13 protein-coding genes are annotated in these 17,786 nt (G+C 64.4%); 5 read left to right on the forward strand and 8 right to left on the reverse strand.

Features of this window, described 5'->3' with window-relative positions; all coding sequences use genetic code 11:
* Positions 1-75: 75 nt before the first annotated feature.
* The 7 genes from ACZK5G_RS11180 to ACZK5G_RS11210 form a co-directional block, all read right to left on the reverse strand.
* Complete coding sequence (locus tag ACZK5G_RS11180) at positions 76-1,959, reverse strand: PepSY-associated TM helix domain-containing protein (RefSeq protein ID WP_478466435.1); 1,884 nt, start codon at positions 1,957-1,959, stop codon at positions 76-78.
* A gap of 46 nt (positions 1,960-2,005) precedes the next feature.
* Positions 2,006-4,462, reverse strand: a complete 2,457-nt coding sequence (locus ACZK5G_RS11185) for a TonB-dependent siderophore receptor (RefSeq protein WP_478466437.1) — start codon at positions 4,460-4,462, stop codon at positions 2,006-2,008.
* A gap of 108 nt (positions 4,463-4,570) precedes the next feature.
* On the reverse strand, positions 4,571-5,608 hold the full coding sequence (locus tag ACZK5G_RS11190) for a FecR family protein (protein WP_478466439.1): 1,038 nt from the start codon (positions 5,606-5,608) through the stop codon (positions 4,571-4,573).
* A complete protein-coding gene (locus tag ACZK5G_RS11195; RefSeq protein ID WP_182266073.1) occupies positions 5,605-6,291 on the reverse strand; it encodes an RNA polymerase sigma factor in 687 nt (228 codons plus the stop codon). The genes ACZK5G_RS11190 and ACZK5G_RS11195 overlap by 4 nt, the downstream gene beginning before the upstream one ends.
* A gap of 120 nt (positions 6,292-6,411) precedes the next feature.
* On the reverse strand, positions 6,412-7,092 hold the full coding sequence (locus ACZK5G_RS11200; protein WP_478466441.1) for a DUF3313 family protein: 681 nt from the start codon (positions 7,090-7,092) through the stop codon (positions 6,412-6,414).
* Between the two features lie 265 nt (positions 7,093-7,357).
* Complete coding sequence (locus ACZK5G_RS11205) at positions 7,358-7,768, reverse strand: hypothetical protein (RefSeq protein ID WP_012511082.1); 411 nt, start codon at positions 7,766-7,768, stop codon at positions 7,358-7,360.
* 175 nt (positions 7,769-7,943) lie between these two features.
* Positions 7,944-9,062 carry an AraC family transcriptional regulator gene (locus ACZK5G_RS11210; protein WP_478466443.1) on the reverse strand — a complete coding sequence of 373 codons (1,119 nt, stop codon included), beginning with the start codon at positions 9,060-9,062 and terminating at the stop codon, positions 7,944-7,946.
* A 346-nt stretch (positions 9,063-9,408) separates the two neighbouring features.
* Here ACZK5G_RS11210 and ACZK5G_RS11215 point away from each other — a divergent pair, with 346 nt between their 5' ends.
* From ACZK5G_RS11215 to ACZK5G_RS11235, 5 genes are all read left to right on the forward strand, one after another.
* Positions 9,409-10,497 carry an efflux RND transporter periplasmic adaptor subunit gene (locus tag ACZK5G_RS11215; protein WP_223276796.1) on the forward strand — a complete coding sequence of 363 codons (1,089 nt, stop codon included), beginning with the start codon at positions 9,409-9,411 and terminating at the stop codon, positions 10,495-10,497.
* On the forward strand, positions 10,494-13,541 hold the full coding sequence (locus tag ACZK5G_RS11220) for an efflux RND transporter permease subunit (protein WP_049401549.1): 3,048 nt from the start codon (positions 10,494-10,496) through the stop codon (positions 13,539-13,541). Before ACZK5G_RS11215 ends, ACZK5G_RS11220 begins: the two co-directional genes overlap by 4 nt.
* Before the next feature lie 2 nt (positions 13,542-13,543).
* Complete coding sequence (locus ACZK5G_RS11225) at positions 13,544-15,073, forward strand: TolC family protein (RefSeq protein ID WP_478466445.1); 1,530 nt, start codon at positions 13,544-13,546, stop codon at positions 15,071-15,073.
* Positions 15,074-15,149: 76 nt separating this feature from the next.
* A complete protein-coding gene (locus ACZK5G_RS11230; RefSeq protein ID WP_478466447.1) occupies positions 15,150-15,725 on the forward strand; it encodes a TetR/AcrR family transcriptional regulator in 576 nt (191 codons plus the stop codon).
* A 119-nt stretch (positions 15,726-15,844) separates the two neighbouring features.
* Entirely contained in the window at positions 15,845-16,438 is a 594-nt protein-coding gene (locus ACZK5G_RS11235) for a TetR/AcrR family transcriptional regulator (protein ID WP_478466449.1), read from the forward strand.
* A gap of 9 nt (positions 16,439-16,447) precedes the next feature.
* Here ACZK5G_RS11235 and ACZK5G_RS11240 read toward each other — a convergent pair whose 3' ends face one another.
* Positions 16,448-17,752 carry an NADH-quinone oxidoreductase subunit D gene (locus ACZK5G_RS11240; protein WP_478466514.1) on the reverse strand — a complete coding sequence of 435 codons (1,305 nt, stop codon included), beginning with the start codon at positions 17,750-17,752 and terminating at the stop codon, positions 16,448-16,450.
* Between the last annotated feature and the right edge of the window lie 34 nt (positions 17,753-17,786).

Raw genomic sequence — 17,786 nt, forward strand, 5'->3', positions numbered from 1 at the left:
ATTTCGCGTTAAATAATACCAAATGCAAATCGTTCGCACTAGCAACCGCAGGCGCCTGCCCTGTTGGGAGCGCTCTCACCCTGTCTGAAGCATCGCCACCCACACTCCCATCAGGGCACTCCCTGCCGCCAGACTCAGCCATACCCTCCCAACACTGCGGGCGCTGAAAACGCCCACAGCAACGGCAATGAACAGCACGAACCCCAGCAGTGAACTGGCCAGGACCGAAACGGCTGTCCTTACCCCCACCAGCACAGGCAACAACAACGCCAGTGACGCGGCAGTAACGGCGGTGAACACGTAGCCGCCCAGCGAGGCGGCCAGCACACGGCTTGCCACCTGCCAGCGATAGGCCGGTTCCCGCCCGGCCGGAGGCTTGGCAGGGCGCGCCGCCTCCTGCGCCCGGGGCCAACGGCGCTGCAGCATCAGGGCCATTCTTGCCAGCATCAGCCCGAATGCCAGTGCGACCAGCTCCACGCCGGCCTGCTGCCATGCGCCCCGCTGCAGATACATCAGCAGCCCCTGCCCGGCGGTTGCCAGATTCACCAGCGGCAGTGCCAGGCACAGTGCTGCGGCCAGCCACAACTGCTCGATCCAGGCCAGGCGCGGTGGGCGCCACAGTGCGTGTAGCACCGAGGCCGCGCAGGTCAAAAGGAAAATGCGTATTTCCCACGCACTGCGACCGCTCATTTCCAATGGCAGCAACCGATTGCCATACAGGTAGACGATGCTTGCCAGCGCCACCCCAGCCAGCGATGCGACGTTGAACGCTTCCACGCAGCGGTAGATGCCCGCCGTGGCCGCGCCGAACTCATGCTCGCTGCGCTTGCGCCGCTTGATCGAGAACAGCAGCGTGCCGATGGCGATCATCGCCGTGCCGAGCAGGCCGCTGATGAAGTACAGCCACTTCATCGGCCAGCCGCCGAAATCGGCCTTGTGCAGTGCTTCGATCGTCTCATGCACCTGCACCGCGCCAATCGCATGCGGGTGTACGCCATGCTGTTGCAGCAGCGTGCCGCTGGCAGCATCGAACGCCGCCCGGCTGGCCTCGGTCAGCAGATGCCTGTCCGCACCCCCCTCGGGCTTGCGACCGATCACCTCCACTACGCTGTGCACGGTGCCGGGCGCCTGGATCACGATCAATGCCGGCGGCTGCCCGCTGATGGCCTGCGCGCGTGCCAGCAGGTGCTGCAGGTCTGGCAGTTGCGCGGTGGATACCAGGATGCCTGGCGGAGCCGGCTGCGCAGGCGACAGCTCGGCTTCGTAGCGCGCATAGGCATCATCGGCATCGCCATAGGCCGCGTGCACCGGCCACGGAAGATAGCTGCTGTAGAAGAAGGTCAGCCCGGTGTAGCCGATCATGAACAGGAACGGCAGGGTCAGCACGGCACTCAGGTTGTGCGCATCCAGCCAGCTGCGTTGTCCCTTGCCCGGGCGAAAGGTGAAGAAGTCCTTGAAGATGCGTTTATGCACCACCACGCCGGACACCAGTGCCAGCAGCATGCAGGCCGTGATCCAGCCCACCAGCCAGTAGCCAGCCATGCCGCCGTGCAGGGTGTAGTGGAAGGACATGAAGTGGCGCCCGCCTTCGGTTTCCCGAAGGCGAGGTGGAGGCTGTGGCATGCCTGTGCCGGCATCCACCCAGCGTTCGTGCGCGGTGCCGTCGCCATCCTCCCACGACAGCTCCAGTGGCCAGCCCGCCTGGGCAGGCCAACGGATCTGCCATGACCTGGCATCGGCGGCATTTGCTGTCAGCCAGTGCTGCGCACGTACCGCCTGCGTTGCGGTGTCCACCGCCGGCGAGGAGGCCGGCACGGGGCCGGCCTCCATCCATCGCGTGATCGGCTCACGGAACACGCTGAGCGTGCCGGTCAGGAAGATCGCGCACAACAGCCAGCCACAGGTGAGGCCGCACCAGGTGTGCAGCCACGACATGCTCTGCCGGAAGCCCACTTTCATGCCTGCCCCGTGGCGGGCAGGCCGTTGCCCTGCCGGCTGCGGAAGGTCACAGCGAGCCGCGCAGCGTCAGCATCACATTGCGGGGTTCGCCAAAGAAGTTGCCGCGGCGGATCTGGCTGATCATCGCGTAGTAGCGGGTGTCGAACAGGTTGGCCACGTTGACGCCTACGCTCCAGCGCGGATTGATCCGGTAGCCGGCGCGCAGGTCCCACACGGCACGTCCCGCTGCGCCCATGCGCCAGTCCGGGTCGTCGTAGGCCGGATAGGAGTAGCTGCTCTGTGCCGATACACCACCGCCCACAGAGAACGCGTTCCACTTGCCCGGCAGCTGGTAGGACGTCGACAGGCGCAGCAGGTGGCGGGGCGTCTCGGCGCTGATGGTCGCGCCCTCATCGTCGCGGCTGGTGACGTGGGTATAGCCCGCCATCATCTGCCAGCCCGGCGCCAGTTCGCCGCTGGCCTCCAGCTCAAAGCCCTTGCTGCGCAGCTTGCCGCCATTACGGTAGCAATCGGACGACGCCAGCGAGCCACGGCAGCTGCCCGGGTCGGATTCGTCCACCACGGCGTTGCCGGTCTTGCGGATGGAGAACACTGCGGCGGAGACATTCAGGCGGCCATCGTTCAACTCACCCTTCACGCCCAGCTCGTAGTTGGCGCCGATGGCCGGATCCAGCACCGAGCCGGACGCGGTGACGTACGAGCTCTGCGGCTGGAAGGTATCGGCGTAGCTGGCATAGACCGACCATTGCGGACCCAGGTCGTAGACAAGGCCGGCGTACGGGGTGAATTCGTGCTTCTGTTCGTAGTCGCGGCTCTTGGCGCCGGTGAAGCCATCGCTGGACTGGTACTTTACCCAGCTCAGCCGGCCACCCAGCGTGAGGTGCAGCGGTTCTGCCAGCTGCAGGCGCAGGTTGCTGTACACGCCGCTCTGCTGGGCGCGGGCGTTTTCTGACCAGTCCCACGCGGGCTGCAGCGGCTGCGCGATGGCGCTGTGGTCGGGTGCGTAGACATCAATCGGCACGTCGATGGCCAGGTCCGCCGAGCTCTGGCGGGTACGCTGGCGCGACCACATCGCGCCCAGCAGCAGCTGATGGCTGCGGCCGAAGGCGTCGAAACTGCCGGTGGTGTGCAGGTCGATGCCATCACTACGCACGCGCGAGCGGTTGAAATAGATGTCATAGAAGCGCGAACCGATGCCGGTGGCGCGGTCCACTCCGCCCAGCGGAACCGCGACACGCTGGTCCAGGTCCGACTCGGTACGGTTCACCGACAGGCGCGCTTTCCAGCGTTCGTTGAAGCGGTGCTCCGCCTCTGCAAAGGCTTCGTCAACGGAGCCCTCCTGCCGGTTCCAGTCCTGGATGAGCGAGGTGGAACGCTTGATGTCCAGCGCACCGCCATCGGTGTAGCGCGGCAGGCCGAACAGCCAGTAGCCGTCGGTGTCACTGGCCTGATGGCGCAGGCCGAAGGTCAGCGTGGTATCCGTGCCCAGATCGGCATCGATCACCCCATAGGCCACCGGCGTCTTCGATGAGGTGCCCCGCTGGAAGTAGTCGCGGTCCTGGTAGGCGGCGACCAGTCGGCCGCGCACGCTGCCGGTAGCATTGAGCGGGCCACCGCCATCCACCTCGACGCGGTAGTTGTCCCACGAGCCCATGGTTGCGGCCAGATCCAGATGAGCCTGGTCGCGCGGGCGCTTGCGCACCATGTTGATTGCTCCGCTGGGGTCGGCTGCACCCAGCATCATGCCACCAGCACCGCGCAGCACTTCAACGCGCTCCAGTACCGCGGTGTCGATCGGCAGCCAACCCACGGGGGCATAGACGATGCCGGCCACGCCGTCGACCAGATAGTTGCTGTCGTCCACGGTAAAGCTGCGGATCGAGAACTTGTGGTTGCCGAAGTTGCGGGCGGTCTTGGTCACACCCGTGGTCTGCGCCAGGGCCTCGTCCAGCGTGGTGAGGTTGCGGTCGTCCAGCTGCTGGCGGGTGATCACGCTGACCGACTGCGGGGTCTGGCGGATGCTCTGCCCCAGCTTGCCCAGGCTCAGTTCACGTGCCGTGTAAGCGCCATCGCTTGGGGCATTGGCGGTCACGTTCACCGTCTGCAGGGTGGTCTGGGCATCCTTGCTGCGCGCAGGCGCTGCTGCGTCCTGCGCCAGGGTGAACACGCCCGGACGGGTGGCATTGACACGCACGCCACTGCCCTCCAGCAGGCGCGCCAGTGCTTCCTGCGGTGTGTAACTGCCGGTCAAGGCCGGAGCGCGACGGCCCGCCACCGCCGATTCGCTGAACAGCACCTGCTGCCGGGACTGCTCGGAAAAGCGGCGCAGTGCGGCATCCAGCGGTTGCGCCGGAATATTGAACTGCACGCGTGCAGCCGGCTGCGACTGTGCAATGGCCGGCGCTGCCAGCGCGCTGGAAATGCACAGTGCCAGCAACGGCAGCCGCTTGGCGTGTACCCCCGTAGAGAACGCGCCAGCAACAAGTGCGCGCTTGATCTTCATGTACCCCATTACCGCTCCATCATGCTTGGCCGCTACTGGCCTCACTGGGATAAACGGAAAATAGCGGTGGGGTGAGAACCCGCGCCGGAAGAAATATTCGCTCCGGCGTCAGCGGGTCACAGGCCGTTCGTCGATGCGATAGCCGCCCTGGGCATTGCGGGTCACCTGCACCGGCAACAGATCCGGCAGTGCTTCCAGGAAGGTGGCCGGCGCATCGGTGGCTGCGTAGCCGGATACCGGCAGGAACTTCAGCCCTGGCTGGCCCAACGTGACGGGATGGCCCAGATACTGCCCGACCTCCTGCGCCACTTCGTCCAGCGGGGTGCGCCGGAACACCAGGCGTCCATTGCGCCAACCGCCAATGCTGTCTGCGCTTGCGGCGATGGGGCGATAAGCAGCGGTGAGCGTGGTAACGGCCAGGCCCTGTTCGGCGCGCAGGCTGACCGGCGAGGCACCTTCGGCGCGATCCGGCTGCACCCGCACGTGCCCATGCAGCACCTTGACCACGACTTCACCCGGCCCATTGCGCACATTGAAGGCCGTGCCGACCACCGTCACCCGGCTGCGCTGGGCATCGACGGTGAAGGGCCGGTCGGCCGCCGGGGCGACCTCGAAGAACGCCTCGCCCTGGCTGAGCACCACTTCACGGCGGGATCGATAGAAATGCACGGCCAGCGTGCTGCGTGCATTGAGCGAAATCCGTGAGCCGTCCGGCAATTGCAGATCACGTATCTCGCCCGCGCCGGTGGCCACGTCCTGTACGTAGCTGGGCGCGGCGTACCAACCGTAGCCGACGTACCCCAAGGCCAGCATCGCCACGGCGGCAGCCGCCGCAATGCGGGGCAGGCGCCACGAGCGCGCGCGCCGCCCCGCCCTGCCCCGCCGTTGAATGACAGGCACTGCTGGGGTGATCACCGCATGCGCGTCCGAGGCCAGTACGGGGCGTGACAGGTGGCCAAGGTCCTGCCAGGTTCTGGTCACATCGGCGAACGCCTGTCGATGTGCTTCGCTCCCGGCCAGCCAGTGCTGCAGGGCCGCCTCGTCCTTCGGTTGCCAGTCCGCATCCTGCCGCCGTACCAGCCACGCGGCCGCCGCCTCATGCAGGGCAAACGGGTCGGAACCTGCGGGAGAAGGGAGATCGGTCATCGGCAGGGAAAATCAGCATCGATGGCAGGCGCCAACGCCTCGCCCGCCTTGGTCGGACGATGCAGTTCCTGCATCTGTGTCAGAGACGCATAGCGTACCCGCACTTCGCAGTAGGCAACCGCTCGCGACAGGTGCTTGACTACCATGCGGCGGGAGATCTGCATGCGAGCGGCCACGTCCTCCTGGGTCAGGCCATCGAAGCGGCAGAGCACGAAGGCCTCGCGTTGACGTTCCGGCAGCTCGGCCAGCGCTTCTCGCAGGCGCTCCAGGCGCTGCCGCTGGGCGCTGAGCTGCAACGGGCACTGTGATTCATCGCTGGTGATGGCCTGGCCCGCATCCTCGGCATCTGCCAGTGGCAGGGTCTGGAGACGGCGGCCTGCGGTGTGCTCACGATACTCATCGGCCACGGTGTTCATCACCGTTCGCCGGAAATAGGCGCCTTGCTGGTCGCACGAGGCCAGTGCAGGGTTTGCCGCCAGCCATTTGACTGCACCGTCGTGCAGGGCGTCCTCACCGTCCGCACCTCTGACACGCGCAAGGCTGCGCAGAATGGGACCGCGCCAGCGGGCATAGGCTTTCGCAAGGAGGTTCCCGCCCATTGGCGAGGCGTCTTCCGGAATGCCCGCCTCCGTGGACGAGGCCCGATCCGCGTTGCTGCCCGTGCCCCGGCCTAGCGTGGACACATCACCCTCAGGGCAAATGCCAGCGGTCTGCACAGGTGGGGCGGGGAATTCACGTCGGGAGCCGGAGTTCTGGCCGCCATAGGCGGCGGAAGGGGTGGGATGCCGCAAGTGTAGTGAGAGTCATTTGCAATTGGAACTCCCTCCCCCCTCCCTTTCCTGCAGCCGCGGTTCGGATGAGGCCTGGGAACCGGGGTGAAGCGCACGGCAGTTGCGCCCTCCGGGAAGCTGCCGTGATCGCACCATTGGCGCGATGAACTCCACCGCCTCAATCGCGAACCGGCCTGCAAGCGCCTTGGCGTGACCGTCCGGGGTGTAGCTTTTCCGGATGTCCCTCATATCGGCTTCGTCGGCGAGCAGCAGCAGTGCTACCTGCCTGCCAGTGCCTGCGTCGATCGCCTCGATCTCGAGGGAAAGCTGCCCCTTGCTCACCGGTCCCATCAGGACCGATGTGGCAATGTTCAGGCCGACAGACACCTCCTTCACCGAGGTGATCCTTGCAAGCAGCAACAGCCCCGTTCCCGGCCGCCCTGCCCCACTCCAGCCCAGGCGCCTGTCGATCTGCCGCTGCAGCTGACTGCTTACGGCAGCCTTGAGGCGATCACCGACGCCCGGGCTCAGCGTTGCAGCTACCTCTGGCATCAGCAGGACGGGGGCGAGAGTCACCGTCTGGAAGTGCCCGTGCGTGCTACCCGCTGGCACGATCTCCATCCGACGCTCCCCGTGGATGCTGAGACCTGCATAGGTCCTGGCCTGGTTTGACCTGACCACATGCACCGGACTGCATGCGGCCAGCAACAGCATTCCCACTCCTGCGAGGAGCCGCGGAACCCGCCGCCACAAGCTGCCTTTCGCGGCGCGTCCGGAACCGGATGTTCTGGCCAGAGTGGCAGTTCGATCGCCGCCTGATGAATGACTACGGCAGCAGGGAATTGCAGAGTGCATGACTTTCGCAGGTTGAGTGGAACGGAATCAATCGAGGTCGAACATCCCCCATGTGCGGGGCTCGCCTTGGCCGGTCCGGAATGCCGGGCCCGACGATTGCAGGGTGTCGGCAGGATGTCGGCAATCACCAATGCAACATGTGCTTCGGATCGAACAGCACGCACGACACTGCCATGATGATCACGACAAGCACCGCGAATCCTGTGGCAATGGCGCCTCTGAGAAATCCAATTCGGATGAGGATGTGCTTCAACAGGGCCACCTCGCCAAGCAGCAGGACAAAGAGAAGTCCTGCTTGTGCTGCGGCAAGCAGCGCATAGACCAGTGCCCAGCACCCCCATGCGATGGCCGCCACACGAATGACGGACGCCGGAACGTCCATCAGCAGCCCCACCACGATCAGCATCGTCACCGCAATGGTGATCGTGCGCATGTTCTCAGCCACGTTCTTCAACGTGGCGCCTTCGCGCGCCAATCGATCGACCTCAAGGAATCTCGCCGCGAGTTTCGATTCAAACAGCCGTATGCGCTTCATGGTTCTACCCAGGTGAAGGAGGGGTGGCTGGAGAGGACTGCACACGCACTGGTGCAATGGACTACAGACGCGCAACCACCACCGGCAGCACGGCCCGGCGGCAGCCCCGACGTCATTGGGTGGCCCGGTCTCTACCGATGGCTACCCGCCGTGCTGGAACCAGGGTGGATGCTGTCTACCTGGATTCCCGGAACTCGGTTGGCAGGCAACCCGCCCAACGCTTGAATGCGCGGCGGAATGCACGGGCGTCGGAGTATCCAACCGCGTCTGCAACTTCGGCGATGCTCAACTCTGAGTTCAGCAGGAGATCGCGGGCCCGCTCATACCGGGCCTCATCGCGGAGTTCCCGATAACTCGAATCCTGGCGATTGAGCCGGCGCCTGAGCGTTCTCTCGCTTACATTGATCAGGCTTGCGAGTTCGCTCTGCCGGGGGGGCGTCTCGATGTCGCACCGCAGGTGGCTCGACAGCGATTCGACAATTTCATTGCGCACGCCCCGCATTGGCAGCAGCGTGTCGAGCTGGTCGCGTACGATCTTCGAGTTGATCCGGTCGAAGCCTGGCAGCCGCACACTCAACCAGTGTGAGTCGAAGGTCAGGCGGTTGATCCCTGCATCAAAGCGCACCGGGCACTGGAAGAACCGCCGGTAGACGTCCGGATCGGAGGGCTTGGGTAGGGAAAAGTCGACCCGTAGCGGTGCAAAGGAGGGGCCAATTAGGTACCTGCTGACGGCGACGAACCCCGCGAATGCATCCTCCACAAGAACGGATTCCAGCTGGATATCAAAGCGCCGGAATCGGACCTCCATCCGGATTTCACGACCCGCTTCCTCGATCGTGTGAATCAGCATGGCGCCGATTGCCTGCTGGTGGCTGAGCCCATAGTTCAGGGCTTCCCCGTAGGTCTCGCAGGTGAGCATCGCCAGGCCGGGAACACCCCAGGAGATGGGTGTCTGCCGGGCTCCCAGGGCGAGGCCCAATGCAGGTTCGTCCAGCAATCGTTCTGCGCGCATGAACAGCTTGCGCATCTGCCTGTAGGACAGCATTACATCTCTCATCGAGAGATCGCGGTACGTGAAACCAAGCCCGCGGCACAGCTCTTCCGGCGAGAAACCCCGTTCTTCAACAAGCCCAAGGATGGCCCTGGCTCCGGTCGGCACGATTTCTGCGATCTGCGATTCGTGCGTTGAGCCTGGATCGTCGGAGGGGTTCAGAGACGTCGCGTCCAACGCGAGTTCCTCACCGGGCTCACGCCAGTCCATGGAGGTCGGCAGATTCTTGGAGATGGCAGCCATCACGTTTCGAAGGGGCGTTTCGCAGTCCCCATAGTCATCCCGTGGGGGACTGATTTCAATGCAGGAGACCGCGCGTGGCCTAAACGGCCCCCCGCGTGTCCGGTAATGCTCCTGATGGGTCCGGATGATGATCCAGCGTCGATGTGACTGACTGGCTTCAGGTGGGACTGCGTTGTCCGGATGGCCGCTTTGAGTGCGCCGCCTGTCCCAGATGACCTGTACGAGCCCCGGCATGTCCGGAAGTGTCCTGTTCGTGGTCCAGGTGTCCCCCTAAATTTACGCCGCCTGCAGACCTGACCACACCGCGCTGGTCTGTGGAACTGACCACCCATACAAGGAATCGAACGTGAAAACCCATATGACCTGGTCATTGGTGCCTCGTCTCAGCGCGCTGGCCATTGCCCTGTCCGCGATGACGGGATGTTCCGATACACCAGAGAGCGGGACGGCAGAAGCCCGCACCGCGTATGTCGCCTCCGTTCGACAGGCTGCTGGCGATCAGCGCGCTTACATCGGCACCGTGCGTGCCACGCAGCGAGGACAGCTGTCCTTCCCGGTCTCCGGAAAGGTCTCCGCGGTACTTGTTGAACCGGGTGACGTTGTACGCAAGGGACAGGTGCTTGCTCGACTGGATCCGGTCCCCTTTGCAGCGCAGGAGGCGTCCGCTGCCGGCGACGTCGCACGCGCGCAGGCCGCACTGGACGAGGTCCAGCGACGCGTCGAGCGACTGGATGTTGCGCAGAAGGCTGATGCGCTCAGCCCGGCGGAGATGACCGCCGCGAAGGCCGAACTGGCGGCTGCGAATGCGGCCGTCCGCAATGCCCGCGCGCAGCACGAACTCGCCGGCTGGTCGCAAGGCGAAGCCACGCTGAAGGCAACGTTTGACGGAGTCGTGGCTGCACGAAACGTTGAAGTTGGACAGTCCGTGGGCCCCGGCGCTGTTGCCATCCAGGTCGATGGTGCGGGCCGCGAGCTGTCTGTCGCGATTCCGGGCACTGCTCCCCTGGCTGTTGGGCAGGTGGTCAACCTGATCAGCGGCTCGGACACCGTGGCGAGCAAGGTGCTCCGTGTCGACGGCCGCGTTGATGCAGGCGGCGTGCGTACCGCATACATCGCAGTGCCCGAGGCGGCGACCGTGGGTTCGACCTGGTCGGTCCGGATCACTGGAACGGATACAGGCCCAGCCAGGCTTCAAGTGCCATTTCGGGCTGTTCTGCCGTCTGCCGTTGGCGGCAAGGGCCAGGTGCTTCGGCTGGCAAAGGATGGCAAGACGACCGAGCTGGCGGAAGTAGATCTGGGTCAGTATCACGGTGACTGGATCGAGGTGAGCGGGCAGATTTCCGCCGGTCAGCGCGTCGTGGTTGCGGGTGCCAAGGCCATCCGCCCGGGCACGCAGATCAAACCGGTCGACATGAAGATGGGGTCAGAACAATGAGCCTCTCGTCATTCTCATTGGCGCGTCCCCGCCTGACCCTGCTGGCGATCGTAGCGATCGTCCTCACCGGCCTCATTCTGGCGCTCGACTTCCCGTCCACTGAAGAGCCCCCCATCACCATTCGCACGGCGACGGTACTCAGCTTCATGCCGGGCGCCGGCGTGGACCGGGTCGAGCAGCTGGTCGCTCGCCCGATCGAGGAGAGCATTCGTGGCATGCCGGAGGTCAAGCGGATCCGGACGACTGTCCGTCCAGGCTTTGCGTTCACCTACGTTGATCTCTATCCCACCGTGGAATCGGAGAAAATTCCCATCGTGTGGCAACGGTTGCGCTCACGCATGGGGGACATCCAGAGCCAGCTTCCCGAGGGAACGATTGGCCCGGTCGTGGACGACGAATTCGGTCGGGTTGCGGTGATGACCATGGGCCTGACCGGCGATGGCTATAACGCAGGCGAGCTCCGGGCAGAAGCCCGCCGCCTGCGCGATGAACTGTTCCGGCTGCCCGGGGTGGAACGTGTCTCGCTGCACGGCGTGAGGGACGAGCAGGTCCAGATCATCCTGGACGTGCCTTCCCTGGCTGCGCGTGGGCTCAACCCCAATGTGATTGCCGATGCGGTTTCCAGGCGCAATGTGATTGCGCCGGCGGGCTACGTCGAGATCGGAGGTTCGGAGATCACGCTCAACGTGAGCGGTGACGCCGACAACCCCTCCCAGCTGAAGAGCACGCCGATACCGCTGCCGAAGGGTGGCTCGGTGCCGCTGGGTGCCCTTGCGCGAGTGGAACGGGTGACCCAGGACCCGCCGATGACGGGTGCATTCGTGAATGGCACGCCGGCCGTGGTGATAGCGGTCTCCATGGCGCCAGGACTCAACGTGGTCAGCTTCGCCGATCTGTTGCGCGGCGACGTTGAACGGCTTTCGGAAACGCTGCCGGCCGGCATGCAGCTTGTCCAGATCACGGATCAGGCAGAGGTTGTTTCCACCCAGCTGCTGCGTGTTGCCAAGGTTTTCCTGGAGACCCTGGCCATCGTCATGGCGGTCGTCGTGCTGTTCCTTGGAATGAGGACCGGCCTGATTGTCAGCGCCATCGTGCCGACCACGGTGCTGGGGACGATGGCAATCATGAAGATCCTGAACATCGATCTGCACATGATCTCGGTGGGTGCAATCATCATTGCCCTGGGCCTGTTCGTTGACAACGCGATCGTGGTTGCCGAGGACATGGAGCGGCGGCTCTCGCTGGGTGAGTCGCCGGACCAGGCTGCCGCTCACGCAGGCAGCACGATGTTCGTGCCGCTTCTGGTTTCTTCGCTGGCGATCATCCTCGCGTTCATGCCGCTGGCCATCTCCAGCACGGAAACCGGCGAGTATCTGCGCAGCCTCGGCATCGTGATGGCCATCGCGCTGCTGTTGTCGCTGGTCATCGGCGTTACCCTGATTCCGCTGCTGTGCAAGTACTTTGCCCATCACCATGCCGAACTCAGCCGCACCGCACGCGCGGTCGAGCGGCTGACGGGCTGGTACCGCGGCAAGGTCCGCTGGATCCTGGGGCACAAGGCCATCTACATCGGCGTAATGGTTGCACTGCTGGCAACCTCCGGCTGGTTGTTCACCACCGTCCCCAACGAGCTGATGCCGCCGTCCGAGCGCCATCAGCTGCAGATGGCCATCGAGCTGTCCCCGGATTCCAGTCCGGCCAATACGATGGCGGTTGCTCACCAGATCAGCAAGGTACTGGCGGACGAGAAGCTCGTTCCGGAGATCTCCAGCCACGCCCTGTACATGGGCGATGGTGGCCCACGCTTCATTCTGGCACTCAATCCCCCTACTCCTGCAGGACACCGCGCGTATGCCGTGCTGTCACTTGCGAAGGGCGTCAAGCATGAAGCGGCCATTGAGCGGCTGCGTTCTGTGATGGCAACACACTTCCCGGATGTGCGGGTGGAGCCCAAGCGGTTCTCGATGGGGTCTTCGGATGCCGGCGTTGCGACGTTCCGCATCTCCAGCAGCGACGGCGCACATCGGATTGCCGCCGAGAAGCTGCTGCGCACGCTGCAGGACACGCCGGGGATGGTGGATGTATCCAGCGATGCCGAACGCCAGGTTGTCCAGCTTGATGTGGACGTCGATCAGCCCAAGGCCCAGGCCGCAGGCATCAGCAGCGCGGACATCGCCAAGAGCATGGACATGCTGCTGACCGGCGCAACGATCTCCCGTTATCGTGAGGGCGACACCGTTCTCCCGGTCATCCTCCGCGGAGAGGCGGCACTGCGCACGGATATCGGCCAGCTTGAGGCACTCCCGATCCAGAAGGCGGATGGCAGCGGAAGCGTGCCCCTGGGCCAGGTGGCCAAGCTTCGGTTGGCTCCGCAGCTGTCTTCAATCCAGCGAGTGAACCAGACGCGCGCGGTCACCGTGCTTGCAAAGAGCTCCGAGCTGACGGCCCAGGGGATCGCGGACAAGGTCGAGCCACTTCTTTCCGAATTCCGCAAGCAGGGCGTGCGGGTTGAACTCGGTGGCGAGATCGAAGAGAGCAAGAGTGCCAACGAAGGCATCGAGAAGCTGCTCCCGCTCTGCCTTGCTGCCATGTTCCTGTTGTTCGTATGGCAGTTCGAGAGCATCCGCAAGAGCCTGATCGTCCTGGCGAGCATTCCGTTCGTGGTCATCGGCGCGACCTTGGCACTCAAGCTGAGTGGCACCAGCCTGACCTTCATCGGAACACTGGGGCTGCTCGCACTTGCCGGCATCATCGTCAACAACGCGATTCTGCTCATCGATGCGATCGACGAAGGCCAGCGCGATGGCTTGCCTCCTCTCCAGGCCATTGAAGAGGCTGCAGCAAAGCGCCTGCGCCCCATCGTCATGACCAAGATGGTCTGCATTCTCGGCCTTGTCCCGCTGCTGCTGTTTGGCGGTTCCATGTGGACCAGCATGTCGATCGTGATGATCGGCGGCCTTGCCCTTGGAACGCTGATCACGCTGGGTCTCATTCCAGCGCTGTATGCCGCGCTCTACCGCATTCACCCGGCCGAGGAGGCATGATCATGTCTATTGGAAATCGAGTTGCCTGCCTGTCGATTGCTGTGCTTGTAGCCCTGTCTTCTGGCTGCGCCTCTGTGGCTCCCAGGACCGAGATCCCTGACGCCGCAGCCCGGCATCATGTGGGCCAGGCCCCCACGCCGGCGGCGCTGGATGCGGATGTCCTGCCCGGGACGCCCAACAGGCAATGGTGGAAGGACTTCTCCGACCCCAACCTGGATGCGCTGGTCAGCCTGGCCATGCGCGGGAATCATGACCTGAAGTCTGCCCTTGCCGCCGTGGTGGAAGCGCGCGCACTGGCAGGCGCAGCGCGCAAGGACTATCTGCCGAGCGGTGCGCTGCAGGTCAAGGCCGAAGCCATGCAGTCCGCCCAGATCGAAGCGGATCCCTATCGCCAGGATCTTCCCCGCCCCCCTTCCCAGAGACTGCTGTCCGCCGGACAGATGTTCTCCTGGGAGCTGGATCTGTTTGGGCGCATTGGCACCGCCGCAGCCATGGCCGATCGCAAGGCCGATGCGGCGGCGGCTGACGCGAGATCAGCTGCCGCAGTGCTCCAGGCCGAGGTTGCGAAGAACTACTTCCTGCTCAGGATGGACCAGATCAACCTGTCCTCTCTTGAGCGGGAGGTTGAGCTGAGCAAGGCGCGCGTTGTGCGTGTGAAGGCCCGGTATGCGGCCGGGCTGGTCGATCGCAGGGAGGCACTTGCGGTCGAATCCGAACACGCCGAGCTGGTGGCGCAGGAGGCGGCAACCGCTACCCGGCTGCAGGCGGACAGGGCCGCATTGGCGGTTCTTGCAGGCCGCTCGCCGACCGCGCAGGATGACGCCTGGGAGGCGTTGCTGGCCCCGGCTCCACTGCCGGCCCCACCGGATCTTGCATCGCTTGCGCAGCCGACCGACCTCCTGGCGCGGCGGCCAGACGTCGCCAAGGCCGATGCACTACTGCGAGCAAGCCTTGGCAACGTCGTACTCGCCGAGCGCGCGCACCTTCCGCGCCTCACGCTGAATGTTTTCGGCGGCATCCTTGCACCGTTCGGTTCGCTGGGCGATTCCAGTGCAAAGCGCTTCTCGGCCGGCCCGGAGCTTCAGTGGGAGTGGCTGAGCTTTGGCCGGAAGAAGGCCAGGGAGGAAGCCGCTCGCGCCGGCAGTGATCAGAACTGGCATGCCTTCGAGCAGACCGTGCTGACGGCGCTGAAGGAGAGTGAGGACTCCCTGCATGCGTGGACGAGTTCCCAGATCAGGATGCAGCAGGCAGTAAATGCCGAGGCACTCAGCAGCAGATCTTCGGCCTATGCCTCTTCCCGCGTGGACGCCGGAATCGAACCGAAGGATGCCGGCCTGCAGCAGCAGGCGCTGCTCGAGAAGGCGCGCAGAGCGCTTGCCGCGGCACAGGCCGGGCTGCTGATGGCCCACGTGCAGGTGCAGCTGGCACTGGGGGCATGGCAGCCCGAGAAGGGGGACCCTGAGATTGAAATCGGCAGGCCCATCGCTTCCCGGAAGAGCGCCGAAAGCGAAGCATCCGCGGCGCATCACTGACTGGCCCGAACGGCAACCCGCCAGGCCGTACCGGCCTGGCGGATCGTTCGTCGCCCGCTACATGAGGAAAACTCTCTTGAACGCTACCCACAGTTCGTCCGTGCGTGTGCCCGGCATACTCATCCGCGAAACGGCAGCGCTTATCGTCCGCAATGGCCGGTCTTCGGTGACCGTCAGTGAGATTCTCGAATGCTCGGGCGTCAGCCGTGGCGCGATGTTCCATCACTTCTACTGCAAGCAGGATCTCATCGACGCCACTTTCTCGTGCTGGCTGCAGAACTTCAATCAGGATGTGGAACGGAGAATGCGTGCCAACGGGCTCCGCCCCGGCGCATTCACCAACGCCTACGTGGAATCGGTGGTCGAGGGCTGCAGGCGGCACGACGTTGCAATGCTCTCGGCCCTGATCATCCGCCTGGACCTGACCCAGGTATCCGCGTCGCAGTGGATCGAGTGGATGAAGAAGAAGCTGGCCACCGAGCCGTCCGAGGCCGACGATCCCACGCTGAGGTCTGCGCGTCTCGCCGCCGATGGTCTGTGGCTTGGCTCACTGTCCTGCCCTGCCCCCGCCAATGAACCGAAGATCGACATTCAAACGCCGCAGATCCCGGTGCAGCGCTGTGGCCACGGTCCGTCCCATCGCCTTGTCTAAGGGCGCTCAGGACGCGCGGTCGCGCGCTCATCGAACAGCAGGGATGCAACCGTGCCATGGCTAGAAGAACCAGGGAGGACGCACACGCCACGCGTGAGAGGATCCTCGATGCAGCACTGGTGTGCCTGCTGCGCCATGGGCCCGCCGGCGCCACGCTGGAGCTGATCGCCACCGAGTGCGGCTATTCGCGCGGCGCGATCTACTGGCACTTCGGGTCCCGTCAGAACCTGCTGGGTGAACTTTCCGCGCGAGGGCGGCCAGATGCACCCGAAGGACTGCGGGAAGCCGCCATCCGGCAGTGTAATGACCCGTTCAAGCTTCTGTTTGCGGACCTGGTCAGGGTCTTTGATCACACGCGCCGCACCCCACGCGTTCGCCGAACGGTTGAGCTTCTGCTGCGCTCTGGTGCATCACATGAGCTGGGCGGCATAGGCGAAGTGCTCGCGGCGTGCGCGATGCCGGAGGTCCGCATGCTGGAGCTTGTATACCAGCGTGCAGGAGCACTGGGCCAGCTCCGTGAGGGCGTTGATACAGCCACTGCGGCGCGTAGCCTTCATGCGATCGCGGTCGGTGTTCTGCTGGGATCAATCCTGGAGCCCGGCATTCTCGACCTGGAGATGGGCGGGGCCCGCACCGTGGAAGACCTGCTCAGGCTGCACATGGCTGTTCCCTTCGCGGCCGCCGGAGCGTGGCTCAGCCCATGTGTGGGCTGAGCCGGTTCCTCATCGATCCACTTCGCCGAACACAATGTCGTAGGTGCCAATCATGGCGACGACATCCGCCAGCATGTGGCCCCTGACGATTTCATCCAGAGAAGAGAGATGAGCGAAGCCGGGAGCACGCAGGTGCACCCGGAACGGTTTGTTGGCGCCATCGGAGATCAGGTAGCAACCGAACTCGCCCTTGGGCGCCTCGACCGCTGCGTAGGTCTCACCTGCCGGCACCTGGTAGCCTTCGCTGAAGAGCTTGAAGTGATGGATCAGCGCTTCCATGTCGGACTTCATCTCCTGCCGGGACGGCGGCGCCACCTTGAAGTTCTGGACCATCACCGGGCCGGGGTTGGCGCGAAGCCAGTCGACACATTGCCGGATGATGCGGTTGGACTGCCGCATCTCCGCGACACGGCACAGGTAGCGGTCATAGCAGTCACCGGCGCTGCCGACCGGAATGTCGAAGTCAACGGCATCGTACTTCGCGTAGGGGCGCTTCTTCCTCAGGTCCCACGCCATGCCCGAGCCTCTCAGCATCACCCCGGTCATGCCCCAGTCCATGGCCTGCTGCGGGCTCACAACGCCAATGCCCACCGTGCGCTGCTTCCAGATTCTGTTGTCGGTGAGCAGGGTTTCGTACTCATCAATGCGGTTTGGGAATTCGCGGGTGAAATTCTCGATGAAATCGAGCAGTGACCCTTCTCTCGCGGCGTTCAGCCGCCGCAGCTCCTTCCCCTTCTTCCAGCGTGACTCCCTGTACTTCGGCATCTGGTCAGGCAGATCACGGTACACACCGCCGGGCCGGTAATACGTGGCATGCATTCGAGCGCCGGATACCGCCTCGTAGCAGTCCATCAGCTCTTCGCGTTCCCGGAATGCATAGAGCATCACGGCCATGGCGCCCAGGTCCAGCGCGCCCGTTCCGATGTTCATGAGGTGATTGAGGATACGGGTGATCTCATCGAACATCGTGCGGATGTACTGTGCCCTGATGGGCGCCTCGATTCCCAGAAGGGTTTCAATCGCACGTACGTAGGCGTGTTCATTGCACATCATGGATACGTAGTCCAGCCGATCCATGTAGCCGATGGACTGGTTGAAGGGCTTGGACTCCGCCAGCTTCTCGGTACCCCGGTGCAGCAGGCCCACATGCGGATCCGCGCGCACAACGGTCTCGCCATCCATCTCAAGCACAAGGCGCAGTACTCCATGTGCCGCAGGATGTTGGGGGCCGAGGTTCATCACGTAGTTCCGGATCTCGGTATCCCGCCGATTACCACGCATGGGAGCGGGGCCGCCCGCCGTCGTCCGCTTCATGTTCATCCAATAGCTTCCGTAGACCGAACGCATT

It is taken from the genome of Stenotrophomonas sp. 62841_Sma (genome assembly GCF_056482945.1).

Bases quoted from the DNA above. Each gene is read 5' to 3' on its own strand.
- ACZK5G_RS11180 (WP_478466435.1), bottom strand. From the start codon at position 1,959: ATGAAAGTGGGCTTCCGGCAGAGCATGTCGTGGCTGCACACCTGGTGC.
- ACZK5G_RS11185 (WP_478466437.1), bottom strand. From the start codon at position 4,462: ATGAAGATCAAGCGCGCACTTGTTGCTGGCGCGTTCTCTACGGGGGTA.
- ACZK5G_RS11190 (WP_478466439.1), bottom strand. From the start codon at position 5,608: ATGACCGATCTCCCTTCTCCCGCAGGTTCCGACCCGTTTGCCCTGCAT.
- ACZK5G_RS11200 (WP_478466441.1), bottom strand. From the start codon at position 7,092: ATGCTGTTGCTGGCCGCATGCAGTCCGGTGCATGTGGTCAGGTCAAAC.
- ACZK5G_RS11205 (WP_012511082.1), bottom strand. From the start codon at position 7,768: ATGAAGCGCATACGGCTGTTTGAATCGAAACTCGCGGCGAGATTCCTT.
- ACZK5G_RS11210 (WP_478466443.1), bottom strand. From the start codon at position 9,062: ATGGCTGCCATCTCCAAGAATCTGCCGACCTCCATGGACTGGCGTGAG.
- ACZK5G_RS11220 (WP_049401549.1), top strand. From the start codon at position 10,494: ATGAGCCTCTCGTCATTCTCATTGGCGCGTCCCCGCCTGACCCTGCTG.
- ACZK5G_RS11225 (WP_478466445.1), top strand. From the start codon at position 13,544: ATGTCTATTGGAAATCGAGTTGCCTGCCTGTCGATTGCTGTGCTTGTA.
- ACZK5G_RS11240 (WP_478466514.1), bottom strand. From the start codon at position 17,752: ATGAAGCGGACGACGGCGGGCGGCCCCGCTCCCATGCGTGGTAATCGG.